Below are 24989 nucleotides of genomic sequence, written 5' to 3'. Positions count from 1 at the left end.
TCCCGTTCTCTACAATTCCTCGACAGCCCCTTCGGCTGCCTCGGCCCATTCCCGCCACTGCTGAGCCTGTTCGAGAGCGCGCTTGGCGTCCTTGTCTTTGCCTGCTGCTGTCGCCTTCGCTGCCTGCTCCTCGAATTGGGCTACGCGCTCACGGAACTGAGCGGCGCGGGCCAGAGCTTCGGGGTCCGTACGCCGCCACTGGGCGTCGACCGCTTCGGACACTGACTTCTCGATCGCGCGCAGTCTGCCTTCCAACTCCTGCATCTTGTCGCGCGGAACCTTGCCTTGTGCGTCCCACTTCTCCTGGAGATCGCGCAGTGCCGAGCGGGCAGCGTCGAGGTTGTTTCTCGGATCGATGTTGCCGTACTTCGCGAGGAGTTCTTCCTTGGCGACGGCGTTTGCCTCGAACTCGGCATCGCGTTCGGATGCAGCGGCGTTGCGTGCTGCAAAGAACACGTCTTGGGCGGCCTTGAAGTTCTTCCAGAGTGCGTCGTCGGCGTCCCGTGGCGCTCTACCAGCGGCTTTCCATTCGGTAAGCAGGTCGCGGAACGCTGCTGCCGTCGGACCCCAGTCCGTGGACGCCGAGAGGGCCTCGGCCTGGGTCACCAGCTCTTCCTTGCGTGTCTTTGCGGCACCTCGTTCCCGGTCGAGGTCGGCGAAGTGAGCACCGCGGCGACGGTTGAAGTTCTCTCGGGCTTTGGAATATCTCTTCCACAGAGCGTCGTCCACTTTCCGGTCGACACCGCGGATGGTCTTCCATTCGTCGAGTATTTCGCGAAGTCGATCGCCAGCGTGCTTCCACTGCGTCGACTCGCTGCCGATCTGCTCGGCTTCCGCTGCCAGCTCTTCCTTCCGAGCCGTATGTGCGGCCCGCTCGAGTTCCTTCTCCTGCCGCGCAACCGCCGCGGCCGCATCCGAGTGCTCGATGACGAGCCGAAGCCGCTCGGCAAGCGAGTCGATGTCACCGATGACCGCCGCCGTGGGCAGCGTCTCGGCGAGTGCAACAGCTGCGGCCTTGGTCTTCTTGGCATCGCCGGAGCCAGCGGTGAGACGGGCTTCGAGCAGCGCGATCTCGGTGGAAAGGTCGTCGAACCGTCGCCCGAAGTGCGCAAGACCTTCGGCGGCATCGCCTGCTTGCCATGAACCGATCTGCCGTTCGCCGTCGGCGGTGATGACCCAGGCGGTCCCGTCATCGTCCACGCGACCGAACTTGCTCGGATCGCTGGGCGGCGCAAGTGCGGCCGTGACCGTTCCCACATGAGTCGACACCGGATGAGGTTTGGCCACAGGGCGGGCGGACCCGCCGGGCTTCGAGCCGCCGGGTTTCGGGCCACCGGGTTTTGGAGCTGCGGGCTTCGGTGCTCCGGTGTTGGTGTCGTTGGGATCGGTCATTGTTCCTCATCTCTGCCGCGCGTCACGGCTGCCGTTAACTCGGTGTCGACCGATCGAACCATTCAAACAGGTGTAGCCGGACTAGGTGTGCTCGTCTGCTGATTCTTACCTGGTGTGTCGGCTGCGATCGCTCGACCGGCTAGCGTTGGTGTTGTGTTTCGTGCTGTGGCCCTGGTGCCGTCCCCGCCCCTTCTGGTGCCCGAATTGACCGGTGGCGGCGCCGCCGAAGCCTCTGACGTACGGGCCGCGTCGCTGGAGGCCGCCAGGTTCCTCGCCGCAGCGGCGGACTTGTGGGTGGCGGTCGGTGTCGGCGACCGCCGAAGCCGTATCGCGCCGACCTTGTCCGGCACGTTTGCAGGTTACGGTGTGGACGTCGCTGTCGCTTTGTCGCCCCGAGCGAGCGCTTCGGACCCCGAACTTCCACTGGCCGCTCTGATCGCAGGCTGGCTGCGGGGACAGACAGCGCCCGGCATCGTCGTCGACGTCCGGCTCGTCGAACAGACGGCGGAGGAGACCGAGTGCCGTCGCCTCGGACGCGAACTGCGAGAGGAAATGGACAGCGACGGGCGAGTGTGGGGACTGCTGGTCATCGGAGACGGCGCAACCACGTTGACGGAAAAGGCCCCGGGGTCCTTCGACTCCCGGGCGGCGCACGTGCAAGCCCAGATCGACGACGCGTTGGCCACGGCCGATCTGGAGACACTGGCCACGCTGGACCGGCGACTGTGTCACGACGTCGGTGCTCGATCCGTCGCGGCCTGGCAGACGCTCGCCGGCGTTGTGGGCACCGATCGGCTCGACACCCGAACGCTGTACCGAGGCGCTCCGTTCGGAGTGGGCTACTTCGTCGGAACATGGGATGTACTTCGGTGACGGAGATCAGGCCGATCGCGGTCGTTGGTCCGACCGCCACCGGAAAGTCCGATCTGGGACTCGACCTCGCGGAACGCCTCGACGGGGAAATCGTCAATATCGACGCCATGCAGCAGTACCGCGGCATGGACATCGGCACCGCCAAACTCACACCGGCGGAGCGGCGGGGGATTCCACACCACCGACTCGACGTCCTCGACGTGACCGAGACCGCGACGGTTGCTCGATACCAGCACGCCGCAGTAGCCGATGTCGAGGACATTCAGGCGCGAGGGAAGGTGCCGATCATCGTCGGCGGTTCGATGATGTACGTCCAATCTCTGCTGGACGAGTGGGCATTCCCGGCTACCGATCCGGTTGTCCGAGCGCGCTGGGAAGCGGTTCTCGCCGAGGGCGGAACCGATGCAGTGCACCGGGCTCTGCAGCAGCGAGACCCCGATGCCGCAGCATCGATCCTGCCTACGGACGGGCGGCGCATGGTTCGAGCGCTCGAAGTCGTCGAGCTCACGGGGGCGCCGTTCGCGGCATCGGCGCCGACCATCGGAGAGCCACGGTGGGCCACACGCATGTTGGGCGTCGATCGCGACACCGTCGCGTTGGACGAGCGCATCGCGCGTCGGACGGAATCCATGTTCACAGGCGGCCTCGTCGACGAAGTCCGCACCCTGGTCGACCTTGGATTGCGAGAGGGAGTCACCGCCTCACGTGCCATCGGATATGCGCAGGTGCTCGACGTTCTCGATGGCACGTGTGACCTGGACTACGCACAGGAACGCACGTTCATCGGCACCAGGCGGTACGTGCGGCGCCAGCGTTCGTGGTTCCGCCGGGACCCTCGTGTGCACTGGCTCGACGGCGCCGATCCGGCGCTGCTGAATTCGGCGCTGTCCACACTGCACGACTAGCTGCGCTCTCAGTCGAGGTCTGACCGTAGAATTCACAGAATGCACTTCGCAAAAGGCCACGGAACGCAGAACGACTTCGTCGTCCTGCACGATCCGGACGTGAAGATCGAACTTCTTCGCCCACGCGTGGCGGCTCTGTGCGATCGCCGACGCGGGCTCGGTGCCGACGGCGTCCTTCGCGTCGCGCGGGCAGGTGCTTTGCGCGATGCCGGAGTTCTCGACCGGCTGCCTGCCGATGTCGGCGCCGAGGACTGGTTCATGGACTACCGCAACGGCGATGGCAGCATCGCCGAGATGTGTGGCAACGGCGTTCGTGTGTTCGCGCACTACCTTCGGGTGGCCGGGCTGGAGACCGAGGATCGGTTCGTTGTCGGCTCACGGGCAGGAGCCCGTCCTGTGATCGTGCACAAGTTCGACGACACCACCGCCGATGTCACCGTCTCGATGGGTGATGTGCACCTGATGGGTGCCAGCTCGACCACGCTCGCGGGGAGACGCTTCGAAGGGGTCGGTATCGACGTCGGAAATCCGCATCTGGCATGCGTCGATCCGTCGGTCGACAGCGCATCGTTGCGCGCTCTCGACCTGTCCGCGGCGCCCGAGCTCGACTCCGATTTCTTCACCGCCGGTGCCAACGTCGAAATTCTGACGAGGTTGCAGTTCGGTCGGGTGGATATGCGTGTGTTCGAGCGCGGCGTCGGTGAGACCCGGTCGTGTGGAACCGGCACGGTGGCTGCTGCTGCGGCAGCACTGTCGTACGAGGGACAGGACTCGGGGCAGGTCGTCGTCGGGGTGCCGGGCGGTGAGGTCACCGTGTCCATCGACGATTCGGGTGCCACATTGCGTGGCCCCTCGGTGCTGGTGGCGACCGGCACGATCGGCGACGACTGGTGGCGCGAACTCGCCTGAGACAAAACCTACGTGCGCACGCTGGGCTTTTCGTGGATCATGGAAGGCGACGGAACAAGACAACCAGGAATCGTGTGATTCCCACATCGAAGGATTGACGAGATAACGGATTCAGAACGACAGGATTCAGCAGCCGACGAGACTGCCAGCGGCTCCGCGTGGACGCGCGAGGAATCCGAAGCGTGGTCGAGGCGCATTGCCCGATCACCCATCGCCGCATCGAACGTCGACGAGGACTCGAACCCGTCATCGGGTGACATGCAGCTAGAGGAGCGGACTGCTCTGCGGCGCGTCGCCGGGCTGTCCACCGAGCTCGCCGACGTCACCGAGGTCGAATACCGCCAGCTCCGGCTCGAGAGAGTAGTTCTCGTCGGTGTCTGGACCTCCGGCACCGCCGCACAGGTCGAGAGCAGCATGGCCGAACTCGCCGCTCTTGCCGAGACGGCAGGATCGGAAGTCCTCGACGCGCTCGTGCAGCGTCGAGACAAGCCTGATTCAGCGACCTACATCGGATCCGGCAAGGCACACGAGCTGCGAGACGTGGTGCTGGCGACCGGTGCCGATACCGTCGTCTGCGACGGCGAACTCACGCCTGCCCAGCTCAATGCGCTGGAAAAGGTCGTCAAGGTCAAGGTCATCGACCGGACGGCGTTGATCCTCGACATCTTCGCCCAGCACGCGACGTCTCGCGAGGGCAAGGCGCAGGTCGCATTCGCTCAGATGGAATACATGCTTCCCCGGCTGCGCGGGTGGGGCGAGTCGATGTCGCGTCAGGCAGGTGGCCGTGCTGGAAGTAACGGCGGTGTCGGCCTCCGTGGCCCTGGTGAGACGAAGATCGAGACCGATCGTCGGCGCATTCGCGAGCGGATGGCCAAGCTCCGCCGCGAGATCAAGGGAATGAAGCAGGCTCGGGACACCAAGCGCGAACGACGCATGGAGAGCACCGTCCCGTCCATCGCGATCGTGGGATACACGAATGCCGGTAAGTCCAGTCTGCTCAATGCGCTCACCGGATCAGGTGTTCTCGTACAGAACGCATTGTTCGCAACGCTCGATCCGACATCGCGCAAGTCCACGCTGGAGGATGGGCGCGCCGTCGTGCTGACCGACACCGTCGGGTTCGTCCGACATCTACCGACGCAGCTGGTCGAGGCGTTTCGTTCGACTCTGGAAGAGGTCACCGACGCGGACCTTCTGCTTCACGTCGTCGATGGGTCCGATCCGCTGCCGACCGACCAGATCAAGGCAGTACGTGAGGTCATTGCCGATGTGGTCAAGGAACGGGATTCGGCGATGCCGCCCGAGCTGATCGTCGTGAACAAGATCGATGCGGCGGATCCGGTTCAGCTGACCCAGCTTCGTGGGTTGCTGCCGGGTGCACGTTTCGTATCTGCTCGTACCGGCGAGGGCATCGATGAACTTCGCGATCACCTCGGCGATATCCTCGCCTGGCCGGAGTCCGAGGTCGACGTGCTCGTGCCGTACACCCGAGGTGACTTGGTGGCTCGAATACACACCGAGGGCAAGATCTCGAAGTCGTCTCACGAGGCGGATGGCACGCGCGTGGAAGCGCGGGTCCCGACGGCGCTCGCGTCGGTTCTGACGGATTTCGCCTACGAGACTGCGCCTGCCTGAATTCGATGCGTTCGTTCGTCGTAGCCGGGATGCTCGGTGTATTGATGCTGGTACCCGCGGTCGCTGCCGCCGATGATCGACCTGATGTACGTCAGGAACAGTTCGACACCTACTGCACGCCGACCGATCCGGCTTTGGACGAGCTCTCCGGCCTCACCTTCACCGATGGCGTGCTGTACGCGATCGGCGACAGCGGAACCGATCATCGAGTTGCGGTTCTCGACGAGAGTTGCGCGGTGACCCGGTGGATCGATGTCCCCGTCGATCCGTACGACGTGGAGGATCTCGCGTCGCACGACGGACAGCTGTGGCTGGCCGACGTCGGCGACAATCTGCGTCGCCGGGATACGGTGGCGCTGACCCGGATCGACCCTGCCACCGGGGAAGGCGAGCTGTATCGACTCGTCTACCCGGACGGTCCTCACGACGCGGAGACTCTCCTGATCGAGCCCGGAGGGCGTCCGGTCATCGTGACGAAGGAGCCGTCGGGAGGCAGCGGTGTGTACGTGCCCGAGAGTGATGCAACGGTGAGTGAACTGCCCTCGCCAGGGCCGACGGCGCTGACCAAGGTCGGTGACCTGCCGTTCGAAGGGACCGATACTCCGGGCGGCCCGCCCTTCATCACCGGCTCGATGCTGGCAACGGGCGGCGCCGTCAGCACCGACGGAACCACCGTCGCGGTACGCACCTACAACGACGTGTACCTGTTTTCCGTCGCCGACGGAGACTTCGTTCAGGCCGTGCAGGGTGATCCGATCGTCGTTGCGCTCCCCGCTCAACCGCAGGGAGAGGCTGTCGCCTTCGACAACGACGGCGCACTCCTGGTCGCTTCCGAAGCTGCCGGCGGGCAGCTGCCGCCGATCGAGAGATTGGTCGGAGCAACATCGTTGGTGTCGCCGCCACCGGCGCCGGCTCCGACCGAGACGTCATCGGGTGGACGATGGACGTTCGGTGCGTTGGCCGGCGCCGGGGTGCTGGTGTTCGCGTCGATCCTCTACACGTTCGGACGTGCCCGAAAGCAGTAGCCGAGCGACGTCAGGCGTCGAGGTCCGATGCCACCAGCGCCGCGATCTTGTCCAGGGTCGCTTGGTCTTCGCTTTCGACGGTGACCTCGGTTCCCTTGGTGGCGCCGAGGGTCATGATCATCAGAGCGGAGCCGGCATCCACCGGCTCTTCGCCGTCGACGGCGAGTGTGACATCGACGCCGGCGTCTGCAACGGCTTCCGAGATGACAGCGGCCGGACGAGCGTGCAGGCCGATAGCTGATCCGACGGTGACTGTGGTGCTTGGCATTTCTCTGCTCCTAGGTGATATGTGAAGAGATCAGGTGGTGGCTGGATCAGGCGGTGACGAGATCGGGGTCGAGTGCTTCGTCGGTGGGAGCGTTCTTACCCTTGACGAACTGCTTTGCGAACACGACCAGGAAGGCCGAGAGTAGCGTTCCCGCAACGAGCGCGACCAGGAACCACAGGAACTTTCCGATGGCGAAGAAGACGATCAGGCCTCCATGCGGAGCGCTGAGGGTCACGTCGGTTGCCATGATGAGCGCGCCGGTCAACGCCCCGCCCGCCATCATCGACGGGATGACCCGCAGTGGGTCTGCGGCGGCGAACGGAATTGCGCCTTCGGAGATGAACGCGGCGCCCAGGAACCAAGCGGCCTTTCCGTTTTCACGTTCTGCTTCGGTGAAGAGCCTGGGACGCACGAGCGAGGCCAGTGCCATGGCGAGCGGAGGAACCATTCCGGCGGCCATGACGGCGGCCATGATTCGGAGCGAGGCGACGTCGGTGACCGACAGCCCGGCCGTGGCGAACGCGTACGCGGCCTTGTTCACCGGTCCGCCGAGGTCGAAGCACATCATGAGTCCGAGGATGATGCCGAGGATGATGATCGATGTTCCGCTGAGTCCGTTGAGCCAGTCGGTAAGTCCGTTGGTGATGGCGGCGAGAGGCTTGCCGAGTACGAGGAACATCAGGCCACCGACGATCAGAGTGGCGAACAGCGGGATGATGACGACCGGCATGAGTCCACGGAGAACAGCGGGGATCTTCCACTTGCTGATCCACAGAGCGACGAAACCAGCGATCAGACCACCGACGAGGCCGCCGATGAACCCGGCGCCCACGAGCACTGCGACAGCACCTGCGGTGAAGCCTGGTGCCAAACCTGGTCTGTCGGCGATGGCGTACGAGATGTAGCCCGCCAACGCGGGAACCAGGAAACTGAACGACAGCGCGCCGATCTGGAACAGGACTGCTCCGAGATAAGCCCGCATACCGCCGTCGGGTAGCGCGGTGATCGAGTTGTTGATGACGATTTCTTCGGCGTTGCTGGAGATCTCGTAGCCGCCGACGAGGAAGCCGAGAGCGATGAGCAGACCGCCCGCCGCGACGAACGGGATCATGTAACTGACGCCTGTAAGCAGGATCTGACGAATTCGCGTGCCCCACCCGAGTTCGCCTGCACTCGAAGAGCTTCCGCCCGCAGCAGCTGCGGTGCCGGACACCCGTGCGGCGTTCGGGTCGTTCGATGCGCGCAGAGCCTCGGTGACCATGACGTCGGGCTCGTTGATGGCGCGCTTGACGCCGGAGGAGATGACCGGCTTTCCGGCGAACCGTTCTTTGCCCTTCACACCGACGTCGGTGGCGAAGATGACGGCTTCGGCACTGGCGATCAATGCGGGGTCGAGGGGAGTGCTTCCACTGGAGCCTTGCGTCTCGACGTGGACCGTGACGCCTGCGCGTTCACCGGCGGCGACGAGCGAGTCGGCAGCCATGTACGTGTGCGCGATGCCCGTGGGGCAGGCCGTGACGGCCACGATGTGCTTCAGTGCATCGTCTACAGCAGCATCGTCGACAGCGGCCTCGTGTGCTGCTTCGGTTGCTGCCGGTTTCGCTGCGGAGGCCGATGCGGCCGGAACAGCGTGCTTGGCTTTCGGAGCCGGGTTGATGACACCGTCGACCAGGGCCACGACGTCGGCCGCGCTCGGAGCTTCGCGGAGAGCGGTCACGAACTCCGGCTTGACCAGCGCACGAGCGAGGCTCGAGAGGAGCTTCATGTGCGCGGATCCTGCGCCCGCCGGAGCGGCGATGAGGAAGACAAGATCGGCGGGGCCGTCGGGAGCTCCGAAGTCGACCTTCGGATTCAGTCGAGCGAATCCTAGAGATGCCGATACGACGGCCTCGGCACGGCAGTGGGGAATGGCGATGCCGCCCGGCAGGCCGGTTGCTGATTGGGCCTCGCGGGCGAGTGCCGCGTCGCGCAGCGGACCTGCGTCGGTGGCACGGCCTGCCGTGGCGAGGAGTTCGGAGAGTCGGGAGATGACAGCATCTTTGGACTCACCGAGATCCGCATCGAGGAGGATGAGCTCCTCCGCGATGATCGCGGGATCGTTGGTCGGTGTGGACATGACTGCTCCTAGGAGAGTGTCGAGGATCGGGGAGTGGTGGACGGAATGACGTGTAGATCGAGTGCTCGTACCGCTACGGATTCGGGATGTGCCTGGTCGGGGGTGGGAAGGGTGGTGCCGGGTAGAGCGGTCGCAGCTGTGCCGTATGCGACGGCGCGGCGGATTCGGTCCTCGGGTGCACTCCGTTCGATGTCGGCGAGTATGTAGCCGGCGAGCGAGGAGTCACCTGCGCCGACGGTGCTGATCGCGTCGATCTTCGGAGGCGTCGCGAACCAAGCCCCCTCGCCGGTGACCAGAACGGCGCCTGCGCTCCCCAGGGTTGCCAGAACTGCTCCGACTCCGCGTGTAAGCAGAATGCGACTTGCATCGACTGCAGCAGTCGGATCACCCGCTGCGGCAGCACGTTCGAGCTCGTCACCGTCGACTCCGGTGAGCTGCGCGAGTTCCTCGGAGTTCGGCTTGATCAGGTCCGGTGCGGACGCGGGAAACGACGCCGCGAGGGCGAGCAAGGGTGCGTCGGACGTATCGACGGCGACCTTGCACGGCGTCGCCCGCAGAGCCGTCACCAGTTCGGCGTACCAATCGACGGGGGCGCCGGGGGGAAGGGAACCGGACAGAACGACCCATGTCGCGTCCCGGCCGAGATCGACGATCGCAGCGAACAACGCAGCACGAGTCACGTCGCTGAGCTCGGGGCCCGGCTCGTTGATCTTGGTAGTCGTGCCGCCAGGTTCACTGACGGTGATGTTGGTGCGGGCAAGCGCAGCCGTCGGAACGGCGCAGTAGCGAACTCCCTTCGTCGTCAAGGCCTCCAGCAGTGGATCGTGCTCGGCGGCAGGCAGTACCGCCATCGCCTGAACTCCGGACGCCGTCAGTACCCGTGCGACGTTGACGCCCTTGCCCCCGGGGTCGCTGTCCGCGCCGCGTGCTCGGTGCACACCGCCGCGAACCATCTCGGAATCGAGCATCACGGTGCGGTCGATGCTCGGGTTGGCCGTCAGTGTGACGATCATGCGATCACCACCTCGATTCCGTTGTCGGTCAAACTCTTGTGGTCTGTTTCGTCTATGTCCGAATCGGTGACGAGGACGTCGATGTTGTCCACGTGCGCGAAGCTCACGAGATGCTCGCGGCCGATCTTGGACGAGTCCGCCAGCACCACGACGTGATTGGCGCTGCCAACCATGGCTCGCTTGACTGCGGCCTCGTCACTGTCGGGAGTCGACAAGCCATGGCCGACGCTGAGCGCGTTCGTCCCGATGAATGCCACGTCCACGTGCAGCCATGCGAGTGCCGTCAGTGCTTCCTCCCCGACTGCGGCCTGCGTCGTGCCGCGAACTCGACCGCCCAGCATGCGTAGGTTGACGCCACCGAACAGTGCGAGGCGCGCGGCGATGGGAACCGAGTTGGTGATGACGGTGAGTTCTCGATCGCCGAGCAGAGCTGCGAGTCGACCTGTGGTCGTTCCCGCATCGAGTACTGCGCTGCCTCCGGATGGCGGCAGATAGTCGAGAGCCGCGGCGGCGATGGCGTCCTTCTGCTCGGCGCGAATGTATTCGCGCTCGCCGACGCCGGGTTCGGTGACTGTCAGTGCCGAAGCCGGCACCGCGCCGCCGTGCACGCGACGTACGACGCCGAGCCGGTCGAGAACAGCGAGATCTCGACGAACCGTTTCGGTAGTCACGCCGTAGGACGCAGACAAGTCGGCCACGGAGACCCGCCCACAGGAAGTGATGAGTTCCGCAATAGACCGCTGCCGTTCTTCTGCGTACACCTGCGCCTCCCGTCTGAACTATGTTGGTTTATGTTGTTTTACGCCCGTATCTGTTGACATGTCAAGAGCAAAGAGTAATCTCAGTCACAACAGTTCGATTTCAGTCGGAGGATCACAGTCCGGCTGACATCACATTCGAGTTCCAGGAGGACGCATGACGGGATCGCTACGAGCGGAGACACAGGGGACCGGGACGCCGCTGTCGGGTGCTTCGATGCTGCACGGCACCCCTGTCGTACCTGGCATCGGCTTCGGCCCGGTCATCAGACCAGGCCGCCGTCCCGACGTACCGGTCGACACCACGGTCGTCGACGAGGCTGCGCGTGGCACCGAACTGGAACGGTTCAGGGAGGCGGCGTCGGTGGTTGCAGGCCGTCTCCGCGGCCGGGCAGAGCTTGCCACCGGCGCGGCGTCCGAAGTGCTGTCGGCGAACGCTGCGATGGCGCAGGACCGCGGATGGCTCAAGGCGGCGGAGAAGCTGATCTCCGCCGGCACTCCGGCAACGTCTGCGACGGATGCTGCCACCGAGAAGTTCGCAGCTATGTTCCAGAAACTGGGCGGTCTGATGGCCGAGCGCGTGACGGACCTGCGCGACATTCGCGACCGTGTGATCGCCGAGATTCTCGGAGTCCCCGAACCAGGTGTGCCGACACCGACCGTTCCATCGGTGTTGTTCGCCGACGATCTCGCTCCGGCCGACACTGCAGGCCTCGATGCGACCCTCGTCGTCGGGCTCGCGACGTCGTTGGGCGGACCGACGAGTCATACTGCGATCATCGCCCGTCAGTTGGGGATACCGTGCGTTGTTGCCGTAGCGGGCCTCGACGACGTGCAGGAGGGAACGTCGGCGGTCGTCGACGGAATCACCGGGGACATCGTTCTCGAGCCGGACGCCGTACTTGCTGCGGACGCCGTAGAGACAGACCGTGCCGAATTGGATCGCGTCTCTCGGTGGACCGGTCAGGGGTCGACGTCCGACGGTCATGCAGTCGACATTCTCGCCAACGTCCAGGACGGTGCCGGTGCGCGAGCCGCCCGCAAGACCGCGGCCGCCGGAATTGGACTGTTCCGCACCGAACTGTGCTTCCTCGACCGAGATGTCGAGCCGACCGTCGACGAGCAGGCCGAGATCTACGGGCAGGTTCTCGAGGCATTCGACGGACACAAGGTCGTCGTCCGCACCCTCGATGCAGGATCGGACAAGCCGCTTCGGTTCGCCAACCATGCCGACGAGGCAAACCCAGCGTTGGGGATCCGCGGTATCCGAATTGCAGAGCAGGACAGAGGAATTCTGTACCGCCAGCTCGACGGCATCGCCGCTGCCGCTGCAGCGACCGGATCGTCTCCATGGGTGATGGCGCCCATGATCGCTACCGCGGCGGAAGCCGCAGCGTTCGCCGCCGATGCGCGAGCCCGCGGTTTGAAGCCCGGCGTCATGATCGAGATTCCAGCCGCGGCGCTTCTCGCCGAGCACATCCTCGAGCATGTCGACTTCTTGTCGATCGGCACGAACGACCTCGCGCAGTACACGATGGCGGCCGACCGGATGTCCTCGCAGCTCGCATCGTTGACCGATCCTTGGCAACCCGCCGTCATAGCGCTCGTCGCTCACACCGCCAAGGCGGGTGCCGCAGCAGGAAAGCCGGTTGGAGTATGCGGCGAGGCAGCTGCAGATCCGCTGTTGGCGTGCGTTCTCGTCGGTCTCGGCGTCACGTCCCTGTCGGCGGCCTCGGCGGCGGTGGCTCATGTCGGAGCGAAGTTGTCCTCGGTGACGCTGGCACAGTGCATCGACGCTGCGGCCGCCGCATTGAAGACGGACAGTTCCACGGCAGCGCGTGCTGCCGCTGCTGCTGTATTGAACTGACTGCTGTATCGAACTGGCTGCATTGCGGATTCGGCTTCGCACTAGGATCGCTTCCTTGTGAGTCGAAATTTCGGATGGACCCTGCACGGGGACGGTAGAACGCCCTCTGCGGGCGCAGTGGTTGCACCCGACGAGCGGTTGACTTGGCCGCGCACCATCGGGATCGGTATGCAGCACGTCATCGCGATGTTCGGTGCGACCCTGCTCGTTCCGACGGTTACCGGGTTCCCGGTCACCACCACGTTGCTGTTCTCGGGCATCGGAACCGCGCTCTTCCTGATCATTACGCGCGGCCGAATTCCGAGCTATCTCGGCTCCTCGTTCGCGTTCATCGCGCCGTTGAGTGCCGCGCAGGCAGATGGTCCGGCAGCACAGCTCGGCGCTGTGATGTCCGTCGGAATCGTGCTCGCAGCTGTGGGTTTCATCGTGAAGTTCGCCGGCGGCCGAGTCATCGAAGCCGTCATGCCGCCCGTCGTCACAGGCGCAGTCGTGGTGCTCATCGGACTCAATCTGGCTCCTGCGGCAACCTCGTCCTTCGAGGCTCAGCCGCTGGTTGCAGTCGTCACGTTGCTCGCGATTGTGGTGGCGACCGTTGCTGGTCCCGGTTTGGTCGGGCGCCTCGGAATCCTCGTCGGCGTCATCCTCGGTTGGATCTTCGCCGCCGTGATCGGACAGATCGACCCGGCCAAGCTCGACGCGATGCGCGCGGCCTCCTGGGTCGGGATTCCGGAGTTCCGCGGCCCGACGTTCGAACTGTCTGTCGTACTCATCGCATTGCCGGTGGTGATAGTCCTCGTTGCCGAGAACGTCGGTCACGTCAAGGCCGTCTCGGCGATGACCGGCAAGTCACTCGACGACCTCGCCGGCGACGCACTCATCGCCGACGGTCTGGCGACGACACTCGCCGGTGCCGCAGGCGGATCGGGTACGACCACCTACGCCGAGAACATCGGTGTCATGGCGGCCACGAGGGTCTACTCGACCGCCGCGTACTGGGTCGCTGCTGCAACTGCCATCGTGCTGGCCTTCTCGCCGAAGTTCGGTGCCCTGGTATTCACCGTGCCCGACGGGGTCATCGGCGGAGCAACCCTGGTTCTCTACGGACTGATCGGCTTGCTGGGTGTACGTATCTGGACCGACAGCAAGGTGGACTTCACCGATCCGGTGAACCTCACCGTCGTCGCTGCCGCGTTGGTGGCAGGGATCGGCGACCTGACGCTGACGATCGGTTCGGTCGAACTCGGCGGAATCGCCTGGGGTTCGGTCGGAATTCTCGTGGGGTATCCAGTGATGCGCGCCCTGAACCGTCGAACTGCTCGCTAGTTCGGTCACCGATCACGCACGGCTCGGTCATCGACCAGGTCCGCGGGGTGGTCGTAGGGTTCTCCTAATGCCAGTTTTCGTACTGGACAGCATCGAAGGAGTGAATCTAGTGGACCGCACACTGTTCGAACCGGAGCACGATCTCTTCCGCGAGTCGTACCGCAAATTCCTCGACCAGCATGTCGCTCCGAATCACGCGCGGTGGGAGGAGCAGAACATCGTCGACCGCGACGTCTGGGTCGAAGCAGGTAAGCAGGGATTCCTCGGAACCGCAGTGCCAGAGGAGTTCGGCGGCGGCGGGGTCAAGGACTTTCGCTACAACGCCATCCTCACCGAGGAAACTACCCGCGGCGGGTACAGCGGGATCGGGTTCACACTTCACAACGACGTCGTCGCGCCGTACCTGATCGATCTGTCGAACGACGAGCAGAAGCAGCGATGGCTACCCGGGTTCTGCTCGGGCGAATTGATCACGGCGATCGCCATGACGGAACCTGGCACCGGTAGCGACCTTCAGGGCATCAAGACTCGTGCGGTGCGCGACGGCGACGAGTGGGTCCTCAACGGCTCCAAGACTTTCATCACCAACGGTATCAATGCCGATCTCATCATCGTCGTCGCATGTACCGACCCCGAGAAGGGCGCGCAGGGCTTCAGCCTCCTCGTCGTCGAGCGCGACATGCCTGGCTTCGAGCGAGGTCGCAATCTCGACAAGATCGGCATGAAAGCGCAAGATACCGCCGAACTCAGCTTCACCGACGTTCGAGTTCCTGCTGCGAACCTACTCGGCGACGAGGGCATGGGGTTCATCTACCTGATGCAGAATCTGCCTCAGGAGCGGCTGTCGATTGCGGTGGTCGCCGCGGCAGCGATGGAGTCTGCACTGGACATGACGATCCAGTACTGCCGAGACCGTAAGGCTTTCGGAAAGTCGATCGGCAAGTTCCAGAACACACGGTTCGTCCTCGCAGAACTCGCGACGGAGACCACGGCCACCAGAATCATGGTCGACAAGTTCATCGAACTGCTCAACGCCGGAACGCTCACAGTCCAGGAAGCCGCCATGGCGAAATGGTGGACGACAGAGAACCAGGTCCGGCTCATCGATAGGTGCCTGCAGTTGCACGGTGGGTACGGCTACATGAAAGAATACCCGATCGCCAAGGCGTACATGGATTCTCGTGTGCAGACGATCTACGGCGGTACAACCGAAATCATGAAGGAGATCATCGGTCGAGGACTCGATCTGTAACCTTCGATCAATACGAGAACGGCCCGCAACTCCTCTGGTTGCGGGCCGTTCTCGTATCGGGTCAGAGCTTGCGCATCACCGTTACGACTTTGCCGAGAATGGCAGCGTCGTTGCCCGGAATCGGCTCGAACAGTGGGTTGTGCGGCATCAGCCACACATCGCCCTTGCTGCGCTTGAAGGTCTTCACCGTGGCTTCGCCGTCGATCATCGCGGCCACGATGTCGCCGTTGTCGGCTACGCTCTGCTGCCGGACGACCACCCAATCGCCGTCGCAGATCGCTGCGTCGATCATCGACTCGCCGACGACTTTGAGCAGAAACAGCGAACCCTGCCCGACGAGCTCGCGGGGGAGTGGAAACACATCCTCCACCGCTTCCTCGGCGAGGATCGGTCCGCCGGCTGCGATTCTTCCCAACACCGGTACGAAGGTCGGCGTCGGAAGCTGATCTCCGTCCGGGGCCGAGCCGTCGGCCACAGCTGCCGCGTGGTCGGCCTGTACCTCGTCGAGTCCTCGGACGTCCACAGCTCGCGGACGATTCGGATCCCGACGAAGAAATCCTTTGCGTTCCAGCGTGCGGAGCTGGTGTGCGACCGACGAGGTCGAGGTCAGACCCACCGCGTCGCCGATCTCACGAATACTGGGTGGATATCCACGCTCGGTGACCGACGCCCGAATGACTTCGAGGACCTTGCGCTGACGTTCGGTCAGGCCGGCGTTGATATCGGTGCCTTCGCCCTCGAATGCTTTCGCGGTCGGGACAGCGGCCGGTTTTCCTGCCGACTTGGTCGTCGACTTCGCCGACCCTGACGAGGTCTCGTCCTTCATTCGTGGGTCCTCCTGGTCGTACGCGCGTTCGTCGCGGTCTCGACAATGTGTAGCGGATGAAAATTTCGACCGCCTGAACGCGTGGGGTGGATGTGACGTGTGGTTTCTGACACGAATCTAGCCCGAAAATGCCTCGTGATCAAACATCTGTTCGATCCGTGTCGCGTTTTCTGCTGACTTTGTCGGAGTCGCGTGATAGAACTTCGAACAAGCGTTCATCGAACGCCTGATCGAATAACGGGTTCGATCGCGTTCGACACCACGGAGGTTCCGATGACTATCTTGACCGACCACCGCCTCTTGACCGACCACCGCCTCTTGACCGATCACCGCACCCAGGTTGCTGCGCCTGTGCGCAACAGACGCCGCGCGACGCACGAGCGTCGGCGCTACGTTCTCGGCGCTGCCCCACAGGGCGGTTCACACGGGTCGTCCGGTGCCTGCGTGGACCGGGCACACCGTGACGAGAAGATCTCGTGGACAGCAATGGTGGTAGGCGTCCTGGTTACTGCGCTGGTGATTCTGGGATTCGTCGCAGTGGCGAATCTTCGCGCGGCCTCGATCGACTCGGCATCCACTCCTGCTGTAAACACAGTCGAACAGGGTCAGCTGCTTACCGTTCCTGCTTTGCCGTAGTCGACGTTCATGGCAACTCAGACGGTCGCTCCGTCGCGCCAGGCGCCTCGCTTGCTGGGCGATCGAGTTGCCTACGTGACGCTCCGAGTATCCTCGAAGCCTGCACCTCTCGGGAGTGATCGGGGAGCGTGCGACGGCTACGACGGAGGCGCACACATGCATTGCCCGTTCTGCAGGCATCCGGACTCTCGCGTGGTGGATTCGCGTGAAGCCGACGAGGGGCAGGCAATCCGTCGACGGCGATCGTGTCCGGAATGCGGCCGCCGATTCACCACCGTCGAAACGGCGGTGCTTGCAGTCGTCAAGCGTAGCGGCGTTACCGAACCTTTCTCACGGGACAAGGTCGTCAAAGGTGTCCGGCGGGCGTGCCAGGGCCGCGACGTGGACAACGATGCGTTGAACCTTTTGTCCCAGCAGGTCGAAGACGCAGTTCGCGCCTCAGGTTCCGCTGAGATCCCCAGCCACGAGGTGGGTTTGGCAATCCTCGGTCCGTTGCGGGATCTCGACGAGGTCGCATACCTCAGGTTCGCGTCGGTGTACCGATCCTTCAGTTCGGCCGAAGACTTCGAGAAGGAAATCCAAGACCTTCGTGCGCACCGCGAGTCGTCCTCGGTCGACTAGTTTCGCCGAGCTCAGTTCCGGCCAGCAGCATCGATAGCCTTGAGTACTCGTTTCTCCGAGACCGGGTAGGCCGTGCGAATGCTCTGGGCGAACAGCCCGACTCGCAGTTCCTCGATCATCCAGAAGATGTCGAGAACGGGCTTGGTGTGAAGTCGCGACTCCGGCAGCGATTTCAGCAACCGGTCGTAGGCTTCGTACACCCGGTCCAGAACATCCATGCCTGCATCGTCCCGCCCGGCGCTGCTCGGTAGGGCGTTCAGTCGGACAGATGCGGCGTTCAGGTAGCGCGGAATTTCCGCAAGGTGTGCCGAGCCGAATTCGAATACGAACCCGTCGAAGACCAGCCCGGCGAGTTGCTCGCGCACATCGTCGGCAGCGTCACCCTGCGTCGTGTCCAGTATCGCGCGTAGCCCGAGTGCTTCGACAAGGATCGGTCGAACGAGGGCAAGGATTCTCGACGTGCGGTCGGTGATCTCGGCATTGACGGCTCTGGACAGTGCTGCGAACTTCTCCGGAGATCGAACCGGTCCGCCATGTGCGTCCATCGACTCGTCGGCGGCGCTCGCACGGCAGTCCTCGAGTAGATCGTCGAGGCTGCCGTACGGGTTCTGTCCCAGCGCCAGACGCTCACGGGTCGGAATGCCCGCGATCAGAGCTTTCGTTCCGCGCGGCGCCGATTGGAGCAGGAGCGCACGGGTGCCGTCGCGCATCGCGGCACGTTGACTGGCAGGTGTGCTCAGAACGCGTACTGCGATGCCCCCGTTCTCCTTCACCAGTGCCGGATAACCTGTGACCGTCTGTCCGCCGACAGATTTGGTGACTGTCTCGTCGAGCGTGCCGAGGCTCGACGAGGTCCATGCCAACGCCGGCGCACGTTCGGCGCCGCCGACTGCGCTGGCCACCTCGCGTGTGACTCTGGGCGCGAGCGCTTTCCGCAGCTCGACGAGATCCTTGGCTGATCCGAGTATTTGTCCGTCCGTGTCCACTGCAACGAACGTCATCTTCAGGTGCGCGGGTAGTCCGTCGAGGTCGAAGTCGCTCGGGTCTATTCGGCACGAGCCGAGGCGCGACAGTTCGCGGGCCAGCGCGGTCGTCACCGGTTCGGAGCGTGGTGTCATCGCTGCCAGAGCTGCGGCGGCGAAGTCCGGTGCAGGGACGACGTTGCGGCGTTGAGCCTTGGGTAGCAACTTGATCAGCGTCGACACGAGCTCCGATCGCATGCCTGGCACGAGCCAATCGAAGCCGACCGGTTGAACTTGGGCGAGGAGCGCGATCGGAATCCGAGCGGTCACACCGTCGGCGGCCGCACCCGGTTCGAACTGATAGGCGAGCGGGAACTGGATGTCGCCCTGACGCCACGCGTCGGGGTAGTCGCCCCCGAGTACCGACGCGGCATCGGGGTTGACGACGGTGGCCGCCGTGAAGTCGAGCAGATCGGGCTTGGTGCGTCTGGTCTTCTTCCACCAAGTGTCGAAGTGGCGCGCCGACACTGCCTCCGCGCCGATGCGAGCATCGTAGAAGTCGAACAGGGCGTCGTCGTCGACCACGATATCGCGTCGTCGCGCCCGGTTCTCGAGCTCGCCGACGTCGTCGAGCAACTCGCGATTGCGGTGGAAGAATGGGTGTTGAGTCTTCCACTCGCCCTGCACGAGAGCATGTCTGATGAACAGTTCACGCGAGGCTTCGGCGTCGATGGTGTGATAGTTCGCGGGCCGTCCGGTGACGAGCGGAATGCCGTAGAGGGTGACCCGTTCGTATGCCATGGCCGATTGGCGTTTGACGGACCAGTGAGGTTCCGAGTAGGTGCGCTTGACCAGATGCGGTGCAAGGCGTTCCGCCCATTCCGGTTCGATTCTGGCTGCCATCCGTCCCCAGAGCCGGCCGGTCTCGACCAGTTCTGCTGCCATCACCCAGCGCGGCGGCTTCTTGAACAGTCCGGATCCAGGGAACACCGCGAAATGAGTCCCACGGGCTCCGAGAAATTCACGTTTGTCTCCCTCTCGCAGCCCGATGTGAGAGAGCAAGCCGGACAGCAGAGCCTGGTGCAGCGCGACCGGCGTAGTCGGCGAGTCCGGAATCGTCCAGCCCAATCCGCGTGTGATCTGGCGGAGCTGACCGTGCAGGTCCTGCCATTCGCGAATGCGGAGGTAGTGCAGATATTCGTTGCGACACATTCGGCGGAATTGGTTGGACGAGAGGTCGTTGCGCTGCTCGCGCAGGTACTTCCACAGCTCTACGTAGGCCAGGAAGTCCGAGTTCTCGACGGCGAACCGGGCGTGCTTCTCGTCCGCAGCCTGCTGGTGCTCGACGGGACGTTCTCGAACATCCTGGATGGACAGGGCCGATACGACGACGAGGGCGTCGGCGAGAGCCCCGGTGTTGTTGGCTTCGACGAGCATCCGTGCCATCCGCGGATCGACGGGAAGCGACGCGAGCTCCCGCCCGATCGGGGTCAGCTCCGATTCGCCGTCCTTCGTCGCAGGCTTCACTGCACCTAGCTCTTCGAGCAAGCCGATTCCGTCGCGAATGCTTCGTGGGTCCGGCGGTTCCACGAATGGGAACTGCTGGATCTTGCCGAGCCCCAACGCCGTCATCTGCAGGATGACCGAGGCGAGATTGGTGCGCAGTATCTCGGGTTCGGTGAATTGAGGACGTGACTCGAAATCCTCCTCCGAATACAAGCGAATGCAGATGCCGTCCGCGACGCGACCGCATCGACCGGCACGCTGGCGGGCCGAGGCCTGGGAGATCGGCTCGATGGGCAGGCGTTGCACTTTCGTCCGCAACGAGTACCTGGAGATCCGTGCAGTCCCCGGGTCCACGACGTACCGAATTCCGGGGACCGTCAGTGACGTCTCGGCGACGTTGGTGGACAGAACGACCCGGCGACCGGTGTGCGGGGTGAACACGCGATGCTGCTCGGCGGCTGACAGTCGTGCGTACAGCGGAACGATCTCGGTGCCGCGAAGCTGCTTGTCGCGCAGCGCATCTGCTGTATCGCGAATTTCTCGCTCACCGGACAGAAACACGAGTATGTCGCCGTCGCCCTCGCTGATCAGCTCGGCGACGGCGTCGCAGGTGGCGTCGACCGGGTCGAGATCGATCCTTGTCTCGCCTACATCCACCGACAGTGGGCGATAGCGCATCTCGACCGGGAACGTTCGTCCCGACACCTCGATGATCGGAGCGGGGACGCCATCGCGAGCGAAGTGTGTGGCGAAGCGCTCGGGGTCGATCGTTGCCGAGGTGATGACGACCTTGAGGTCGGGGCGTCGGGGGAGAAGCTGTGCGAGGTAGCCCAGGATGAAGTCGATGTTCAGGCTGCGTTCGTGCGCCTCGTCGATGATCAGTGTGTCGTATTGCCTGAGCATGCGGTCGCGCTGGATCTCGGCGAGCAAGATGCCGTCGGTCATCAGCTTGACGAGCGTCGACTCCGAGGACTGGTCGGTGAAGCGAACCTTGTATCCGATGGATTCGCCGAGGCTCTCGCCGACTTCCTCCGCAATGCGTTCAGCCACCGTTCGGGCAGCAAGCCTGCGAGGCTGAGTGTGGCCGATGGTGCCGCGGATTCCGCGTCCGAGTTCGAGACAGATCTTGGGAATCTGCGTTGTCTTTCCCGAACCGGTTTCACCTGCGACGATCACGACCTGGTTGTTCTCGATTGCGTCTGCGATATCGGATTTCCGCAGGCTGACCGGGAGTGTTTCCGGGTACTCGATTTTCGGTACGCAGCCACGGCGATGAGCAGCGGTGCTCTCTGCGCTCGTGAGATCGTTGTCGACTGCCGCGAGCTGATCGGGGGTACGTGCGCGGTCCAGCCGTCGACGCAATCTGTGCTCGTCACGGATCGATACTCCGGACAAGCGAGCAAGCAGTGAGCGGCGAAGTTCCGAGGCCGTTGAAGTAGACATTCTTCGAACAGTTTATCCAGCGGCAACGACGCAAGCACTGCCGGGATCACGTGCGATCGGCCTCCGCTGTGCAAAGATCCACTATGGCTGTCGAGTCTGCGCGATCCACCGAGAATCCGACGAGCATTCCGATCAGGGTTGCGCGGGTCGCGTTCGCGGTCCTCACCGCCGTAACGCTGGGCTTCATCCTCCACGACGGTGCGAGTGACCCGACGTTCTCGGTGGTCAACTACTTCAGCTATTTCACCGTGCTGAGCAACGTGCTGACCGTCGTCGTGCTCGGGATCGGCGGCCTCGTGGATCCACGGGGCATGCATTGGCAGCTGTTCCGCGGGGCCGTGACTCTGTACATGGTCATCACCGGAATCATCTATGCGGTGTTGCTGTCCAACATCGAGGTCGGGATCGCGGGACAATGGACCAACGACGTGGTCCACCGAATCATGCCCATCGTGATCTTCCTCGACTGGATCGTCGTTCCCGCGCGTCAGCGAATCTCCGAGTCACAGTCACTGGTGTGGTTGACCTTTCCAGTCGTCTACGGCGTCTACACATTGATCCGCGGACCGATCGTCGACTGGTACCCCTACCCGTTCCTCGACCCACGGAGCCAGGGCTATGTCGCGCTGGTGATCGGCCTCGTCGTACTCACTGTCGCGTTCGTCCTCATGGCGCTCGCGGTGAACGCAATCGGGCGACTCGGCAACAAATGGCGATACGGGGAGGCATCGGCCGGAGTCGAGTGACTAAGCTCTGGCGCATGTCTTCTGTGCCAGAGCCGACGTACGAATCCACCCATTCCGCGCTGTGGCACGGTTTCGCCGACATGGGCGCGGTGAGCAAGAACGGCCCGTTCGTGGTCTCGCGCGGCGACGGTGCCTACATCTTCGACCGCGAGGGCACGCGATATCTCGATGCCACAGCTGGTCTGTGGTTCACCAACGTCGGGCACGGACGTACCGAGATCGCCGACGCGGTTGCGTCCCAACTTTCTTCGCTTGCGCACTATTCGAACTTCGGTGACTTCGTTCCGGAGACGACCCTTGCTCTCGCCGAGCGGCTCGGCGAGATCGCACCGGTCGCCGGGAGCAAGATCTTCTTCACCTCCGGCGGTTCGGACTCCATCGACACTGCCGCGAAGTTGGCCCGTCGATACTGGCACGAGGTGGGCAAGCCGGAAAAGACGTTGATCGTCGGACGTCAGAAGGCGTATCACGGAATGCATGTCGCCGGAACCGCGCTGGCAGGCATCGCGGTCAACCGCGAGAACTACGGCACGTTGATGTCGGATGCGCGAACTGTCACGTGGGACGATGCCAAGAGTTTGCTCGCATTGATCGAGGAGGTCGGCGCGGACAAGATCGCCGCTTTCTTCTGCGAGCCAATCATCGGTGCGGGCGGGGTGTATCTGCCTCCTGAAGGCTATCTGCAGGAAGTCAGGCAGATCTGCCGCGACCACGATGTGCTGTTCGTCGCAGACGAGGTCGTGACTGGATTCGGCCGAATCGGTGGTTCGTGGTTCGCGTCGAGCAGATTCGATCTGCAACCCGATCTGATGACGACTGCAAAGGGCCTGACCTCGGGATACGTTCCGATGGGTGCGGTGTTCATCGCACCGCACATCGCTGAGCCGTTCTTCGCGGGTGGTGTCTGGTGGCGGCACGGCTACACCTACGGCGGGCATGCCGGTGCTGCGGCAGCGGCGATGGCGAATCTCGACATCATCGAACGCGAGAACCTGCTGCAGGAGTCGGCCAGGTTGGAGGCTTCGCTGCATACTCACTTCGCGCCGCTCGCCGACCACCCGCGCGTGCAAGAGGTCCGCAGTGGCCTCGGAGCGGTAGCGGCCGTGCAGCTGAACGATCCGGCAGAGGCGCTTCCGTTCGTCGGTGCGCTCCGCAAGTACGGGGTATCAGGGCGGGCTGCGGGTCAGGGCGCCATGCAGATCTCGCCGGCATTCGTGATGACCGACACCGAGGTGGAGGAAATGGCTGGGCGGATGCTCACCGCGCTCGGCTGAATTTGTCCTTCCAGCGCGCTATCCGTGTCCGCGGAGACGATGGTTCGGCGACAGGAGCGGTCGTTGCCTGCGCATACCGGGTGTGAAGCTGGTCGCGTACTTCGTCGGGGGTGTACGCGCGTCTGGCGCGCTCGGACTTCACCACCAGCGCGCCCGTCGCCGCAACTCCGACGACACCCGCCAGTCCGAGGATCTTCCACAGCTTCATTGCTTCACCGTACTGCGCTCTAGGCTGGTCGACATGACAGCGTCGACAATCTCGTTGGACACCGCCGTGAATGCGACCCGGACCGGTGACATATGGATCTTTCGAGGGCGTTCAGCGGCCGACCGTGCGATTCAGACACTGACCAACAGCCCCGTCAACCATGTCGGGATGGCCGTAGTGGTCGACGATCTACCGCCGCTGATGTGGCATGCAGAGCTGGGCAAGACGTTGCAGGACATGTGGACCGGCAACTTTCAGCGCGGTGTGCAACTGCACGATTTGCGTGCCGCAGTGATGCAGTGGTCCACGAAGTACGAGCAGCAGTGTTGGTTGCGGCAACTCGGAAGCGCGGTGACTCGCCAGCAAGAGGACGCGTTGATGCGCACCATCGCCCGCATGGACGGCACCGCGTTCCCGACGACGGCCGCACTCGCCGGGCGGTGGTTCAAGGGGCGCGTCCCGAGTCTGCGGAGAAGCGAGCACTCCGCGACTGCATTGGAGACGGCCTATTGCGCGGAAGTCGTTGCAATGACCTATGACTCGATGGGGCTGCTCACCGGGAAGAAGAAGGCGAACTGGTTCGATCCCGGAAAGTTCTGGAGTGGAGATCGTCTTTCGTTGGCGCCGGGGGTGACTCTCGGGCACGAGATCGCAGTGGACGTGCCGTAGTCGGTAGCGCAGTGGTCACGGGTGCGAGTTCAGATGTAGATGGTCGCTTCCTCTGCGGCCGTTCCACCGAGTTCGATCCACTCCGGCGTGAGAGTGGTGCGAAGCACAGATCCGCGGCCCTGTTCGATGTGCAGACCACGCCCGAGTTCGGCGGTGATCCACACTGCCGCGGAGCCGGTCGCCTCGTCCTCGGTGATCCCCATCGTGGGCGCGAACATTCGGGAGCGTATCGAGCCGGCGTCCTCGTCGTTCCAAGCCCATACGTAGTGGTGACCGTCGGTGAACGATGCAGGATCGGTCGCCAGAACGTCCGCGACGCTGTCCATCGGATGGGGTGTGAACGACGGTGCCCAGGCCGCTTTCGCGCGAATCCATGTCGTATCTGCCTCGTAGCGGACACGCAGATCCGCGGCAGGGACGGTGAGGGTATCCACAGCGGTGCGGTGCTCACGCAACCACCAGGACAAACCCACCGTGGGATGGCCGGCGAACGGCAATTCGACGGCCGGAGTGTAGATTGTTGTGCTCGCGCGCGCCGACCCGTCGGACGAGAAGAACACTGTTTCGCTGAAGCCCAGTTTCGTTGCGAGAGATTGTCTATCGGACTCCGCGACGTCCTCGGCGCGGACGATGCCGAGCGCATTGCCATGTTCTCCCGACTCGTCGGTGAACACTCGAACGACGGATACCTCGATGGTCATGGGACAAACCTACTCGAGTCGTTCGGCCGGCGCACACGAAGAACCCGCATACTCGGACACC

The 24989-nt window shown here is 63.8% G+C and carries 22 protein-coding genes; 13 read left to right on the top strand and 9 right to left on the bottom strand.

Features of this window, described 5'->3' with window-relative positions; translation table 11 throughout:
* Positions 1 to 9: 9 nt before the first annotated feature.
* A complete protein-coding gene (locus WDS16_RS11050) occupies positions 10 to 1392 on the bottom strand; it encodes a DUF349 domain-containing protein (protein WP_338892708.1) in 1383 nt (460 codons plus the stop codon).
* A 153-nt stretch (positions 1393 to 1545) separates the two neighbouring features.
* On the opposite strand from WDS16_RS11050, the gene WDS16_RS11045 reads away from it, so the two are divergent.
* The 5 genes from WDS16_RS11045 (at position 1546) to WDS16_RS11025 (ending at position 6739) form a co-directional block, all read left to right on the top strand.
* The gene (locus tag WDS16_RS11045) at positions 1546 to 2265 is read left to right on the top strand and encodes a class III extradiol dioxygenase subunit B-like domain-containing protein (protein WP_338892707.1); all 720 of its coding nucleotides are present in this window, start codon (positions 1546 to 1548) and stop codon (positions 2263 to 2265) included.
* Complete coding sequence (gene miaA / locus WDS16_RS11040; RefSeq protein WP_338892706.1) at positions 2247 to 3170, top strand: tRNA (adenosine(37)-N6)-dimethylallyltransferase MiaA; 924 nt, start codon at positions 2247 to 2249, stop codon at positions 3168 to 3170. Before WDS16_RS11045 ends, miaA begins: the two co-directional genes overlap by 19 nt.
* Positions 3171 to 3209: 39 nt before the next feature.
* The gene (gene dapF, locus WDS16_RS11035; RefSeq protein WP_338892705.1) at positions 3210 to 4079 is read left to right on the top strand and encodes a diaminopimelate epimerase; all 870 of its coding nucleotides are present in this window, start codon (positions 3210 to 3212) and stop codon (positions 4077 to 4079) included.
* A gap of 195 nt (positions 4080 to 4274) precedes the next feature.
* On the top strand, positions 4275 to 5714 hold the full coding sequence (gene hflX / locus WDS16_RS11030; protein WP_338893341.1) for a GTPase HflX: 1440 nt from the start codon (positions 4275 to 4277) through the stop codon (positions 5712 to 5714).
* Positions 5715 to 5719: 5 nt separating this feature from the next.
* Positions 5720 to 6739, top strand: a complete 1020-nt coding sequence (locus tag WDS16_RS11025; protein ID WP_338892704.1) for a hypothetical protein — start codon at positions 5720 to 5722, stop codon at positions 6737 to 6739.
* A gap of 10 nt (positions 6740 to 6749) precedes the next feature.
* Here the strand turns inward: WDS16_RS11025 and WDS16_RS11020 are convergent, their stop codons facing one another.
* The 4 genes from WDS16_RS11020 to WDS16_RS11005 are packed head-to-tail and all read right to left on the bottom strand — an operon-like array spanning position 6750 to position 10897.
* On the bottom strand, positions 6750 to 7007 hold the full coding sequence (locus WDS16_RS11020; protein WP_068375808.1) for an HPr family phosphocarrier protein: 258 nt from the start codon (positions 7005 to 7007) through the stop codon (positions 6750 to 6752).
* A gap of 46 nt (positions 7008 to 7053) precedes the next feature.
* On the bottom strand, positions 7054 to 9123 hold the full coding sequence (locus tag WDS16_RS11015; protein ID WP_338892703.1) for a fructose-specific PTS transporter subunit EIIC: 2070 nt from the start codon (positions 9121 to 9123) through the stop codon (positions 7054 to 7056).
* Between the two features lie 8 nt (positions 9124 to 9131).
* On the bottom strand, positions 9132 to 10136 hold the full coding sequence (locus WDS16_RS11010) for a 1-phosphofructokinase family hexose kinase (protein WP_338892702.1): 1005 nt from the start codon (positions 10134 to 10136) through the stop codon (positions 9132 to 9134).
* On the bottom strand, positions 10133 to 10897 hold the full coding sequence (locus tag WDS16_RS11005; protein WP_338892701.1) for a DeoR/GlpR family DNA-binding transcription regulator: 765 nt from the start codon (positions 10895 to 10897) through the stop codon (positions 10133 to 10135). Before WDS16_RS11005 ends, WDS16_RS11010 begins: the two co-directional genes overlap by 4 nt.
* 154 nt (positions 10898 to 11051) lie before the next feature.
* On the opposite strand from WDS16_RS11005, the gene ptsP reads away from it, so the two are divergent.
* The 3 genes from ptsP (at position 11052) to WDS16_RS10990 (ending at position 15336) form a co-directional block, all read left to right on the top strand.
* A complete protein-coding gene (gene ptsP / locus WDS16_RS11000) occupies positions 11052 to 12761 on the top strand; it encodes a phosphoenolpyruvate--protein phosphotransferase (RefSeq protein ID WP_338892700.1) in 1710 nt (569 codons plus the stop codon).
* A gap of 57 nt (positions 12762 to 12818) precedes the next feature.
* Complete coding sequence (locus WDS16_RS10995; RefSeq protein ID WP_338892699.1) at positions 12819 to 14084, top strand: uracil-xanthine permease family protein; 1266 nt, start codon at positions 12819 to 12821, stop codon at positions 14082 to 14084.
* A gap of 109 nt (positions 14085 to 14193) precedes the next feature.
* Positions 14194 to 15336, top strand: coding sequence for an acyl-CoA dehydrogenase family protein (locus WDS16_RS10990; RefSeq protein WP_338893339.1), 1143 nt, complete (start codon positions 14194 to 14196; stop codon positions 15334 to 15336).
* Positions 15337 to 15397: 61 nt separating this feature from the next.
* Here WDS16_RS10990 and lexA read toward each other — a convergent pair whose 3' ends face one another.
* Positions 15398 to 16162, bottom strand: a complete 765-nt coding sequence (gene lexA, locus WDS16_RS10985) for a transcriptional repressor LexA (RefSeq protein ID WP_338892698.1) — start codon at positions 16160 to 16162, stop codon at positions 15398 to 15400.
* Positions 16163 to 16435: 273 nt separating this feature from the next.
* Between lexA and WDS16_RS10980 the strand changes: the two genes are divergently transcribed.
* Positions 16436 to 16798: a hypothetical protein gene (locus WDS16_RS10980; protein WP_338892697.1), complete on the top strand. Its 363-nt coding sequence runs from the start codon at positions 16436 to 16438 to the stop codon at positions 16796 to 16798.
* Between the two features lie 156 nt (positions 16799 to 16954).
* Positions 16955 to 17419, top strand: a complete 465-nt coding sequence (gene nrdR / locus WDS16_RS10975; protein WP_068375850.1) for a transcriptional regulator NrdR — start codon at positions 16955 to 16957, stop codon at positions 17417 to 17419.
* Between the two features lie 11 nt (positions 17420 to 17430).
* Here the strand turns inward: nrdR and hrpA are convergent, their stop codons facing one another.
* A complete protein-coding gene (gene hrpA, locus WDS16_RS10970) occupies positions 17431 to 21330 on the bottom strand; it encodes an ATP-dependent RNA helicase HrpA (RefSeq protein WP_338892696.1) in 3900 nt (1299 codons plus the stop codon).
* A gap of 83 nt (positions 21331 to 21413) precedes the next feature.
* On the opposite strand from hrpA, the gene WDS16_RS10965 reads away from it, so the two are divergent.
* Positions 21414 to 22076, top strand: a complete 663-nt coding sequence (locus tag WDS16_RS10965; RefSeq protein WP_338892695.1) for a Pr6Pr family membrane protein — start codon at positions 21414 to 21416, stop codon at positions 22074 to 22076.
* 14 nt (positions 22077 to 22090) lie between these two features.
* Entirely contained in the window at positions 22091 to 23350 is a 1260-nt protein-coding gene (locus WDS16_RS10960) for an aspartate aminotransferase family protein (protein WP_338892694.1), read from the top strand.
* Here the strand turns inward: WDS16_RS10960 and WDS16_RS10955 are convergent.
* The gene (locus tag WDS16_RS10955) at positions 23334 to 23558 is read right to left on the bottom strand and encodes a hypothetical protein (RefSeq protein ID WP_338892693.1); all 225 of its coding nucleotides are present in this window, start codon (positions 23556 to 23558) and stop codon (positions 23334 to 23336) included. The two genes, WDS16_RS10960 and WDS16_RS10955, sit on opposite strands and share 17 nt — an antisense overlap.
* Positions 23559 to 23591: 33 nt before the next feature.
* Between WDS16_RS10955 and WDS16_RS10950 the strand changes: the two genes are divergently transcribed.
* Positions 23592 to 24227 (top strand): hypothetical protein, encoded by a 636-nt coding sequence (locus tag WDS16_RS10950; protein ID WP_338892692.1) that lies wholly within the window; start codon positions 23592 to 23594, stop codon positions 24225 to 24227.
* Positions 24228 to 24256: 29 nt separating this feature from the next.
* Here WDS16_RS10950 and WDS16_RS10945 read toward each other — a convergent pair whose 3' ends face one another.
* Positions 24257 to 24928 carry a PhzF family phenazine biosynthesis protein gene (locus tag WDS16_RS10945; protein WP_338892691.1) on the bottom strand — a complete coding sequence of 224 codons (672 nt, stop codon included), beginning with the start codon at positions 24926 to 24928 and terminating at the stop codon, positions 24257 to 24259.
* Positions 24929 to 24989: the final 61 nt, after the last annotated feature.

The organism is Rhodococcus sovatensis, from assembly GCF_037327425.1.
Taxonomy (GTDB): domain Bacteria; phylum Actinomycetota; class Actinomycetes; order Mycobacteriales; family Mycobacteriaceae; genus Rhodococcoides; species Rhodococcoides sovatense.
Note: the sequence above shows the minus strand (reverse complement) of the source record. Positions and strands in the feature narration are given on the sequence as shown.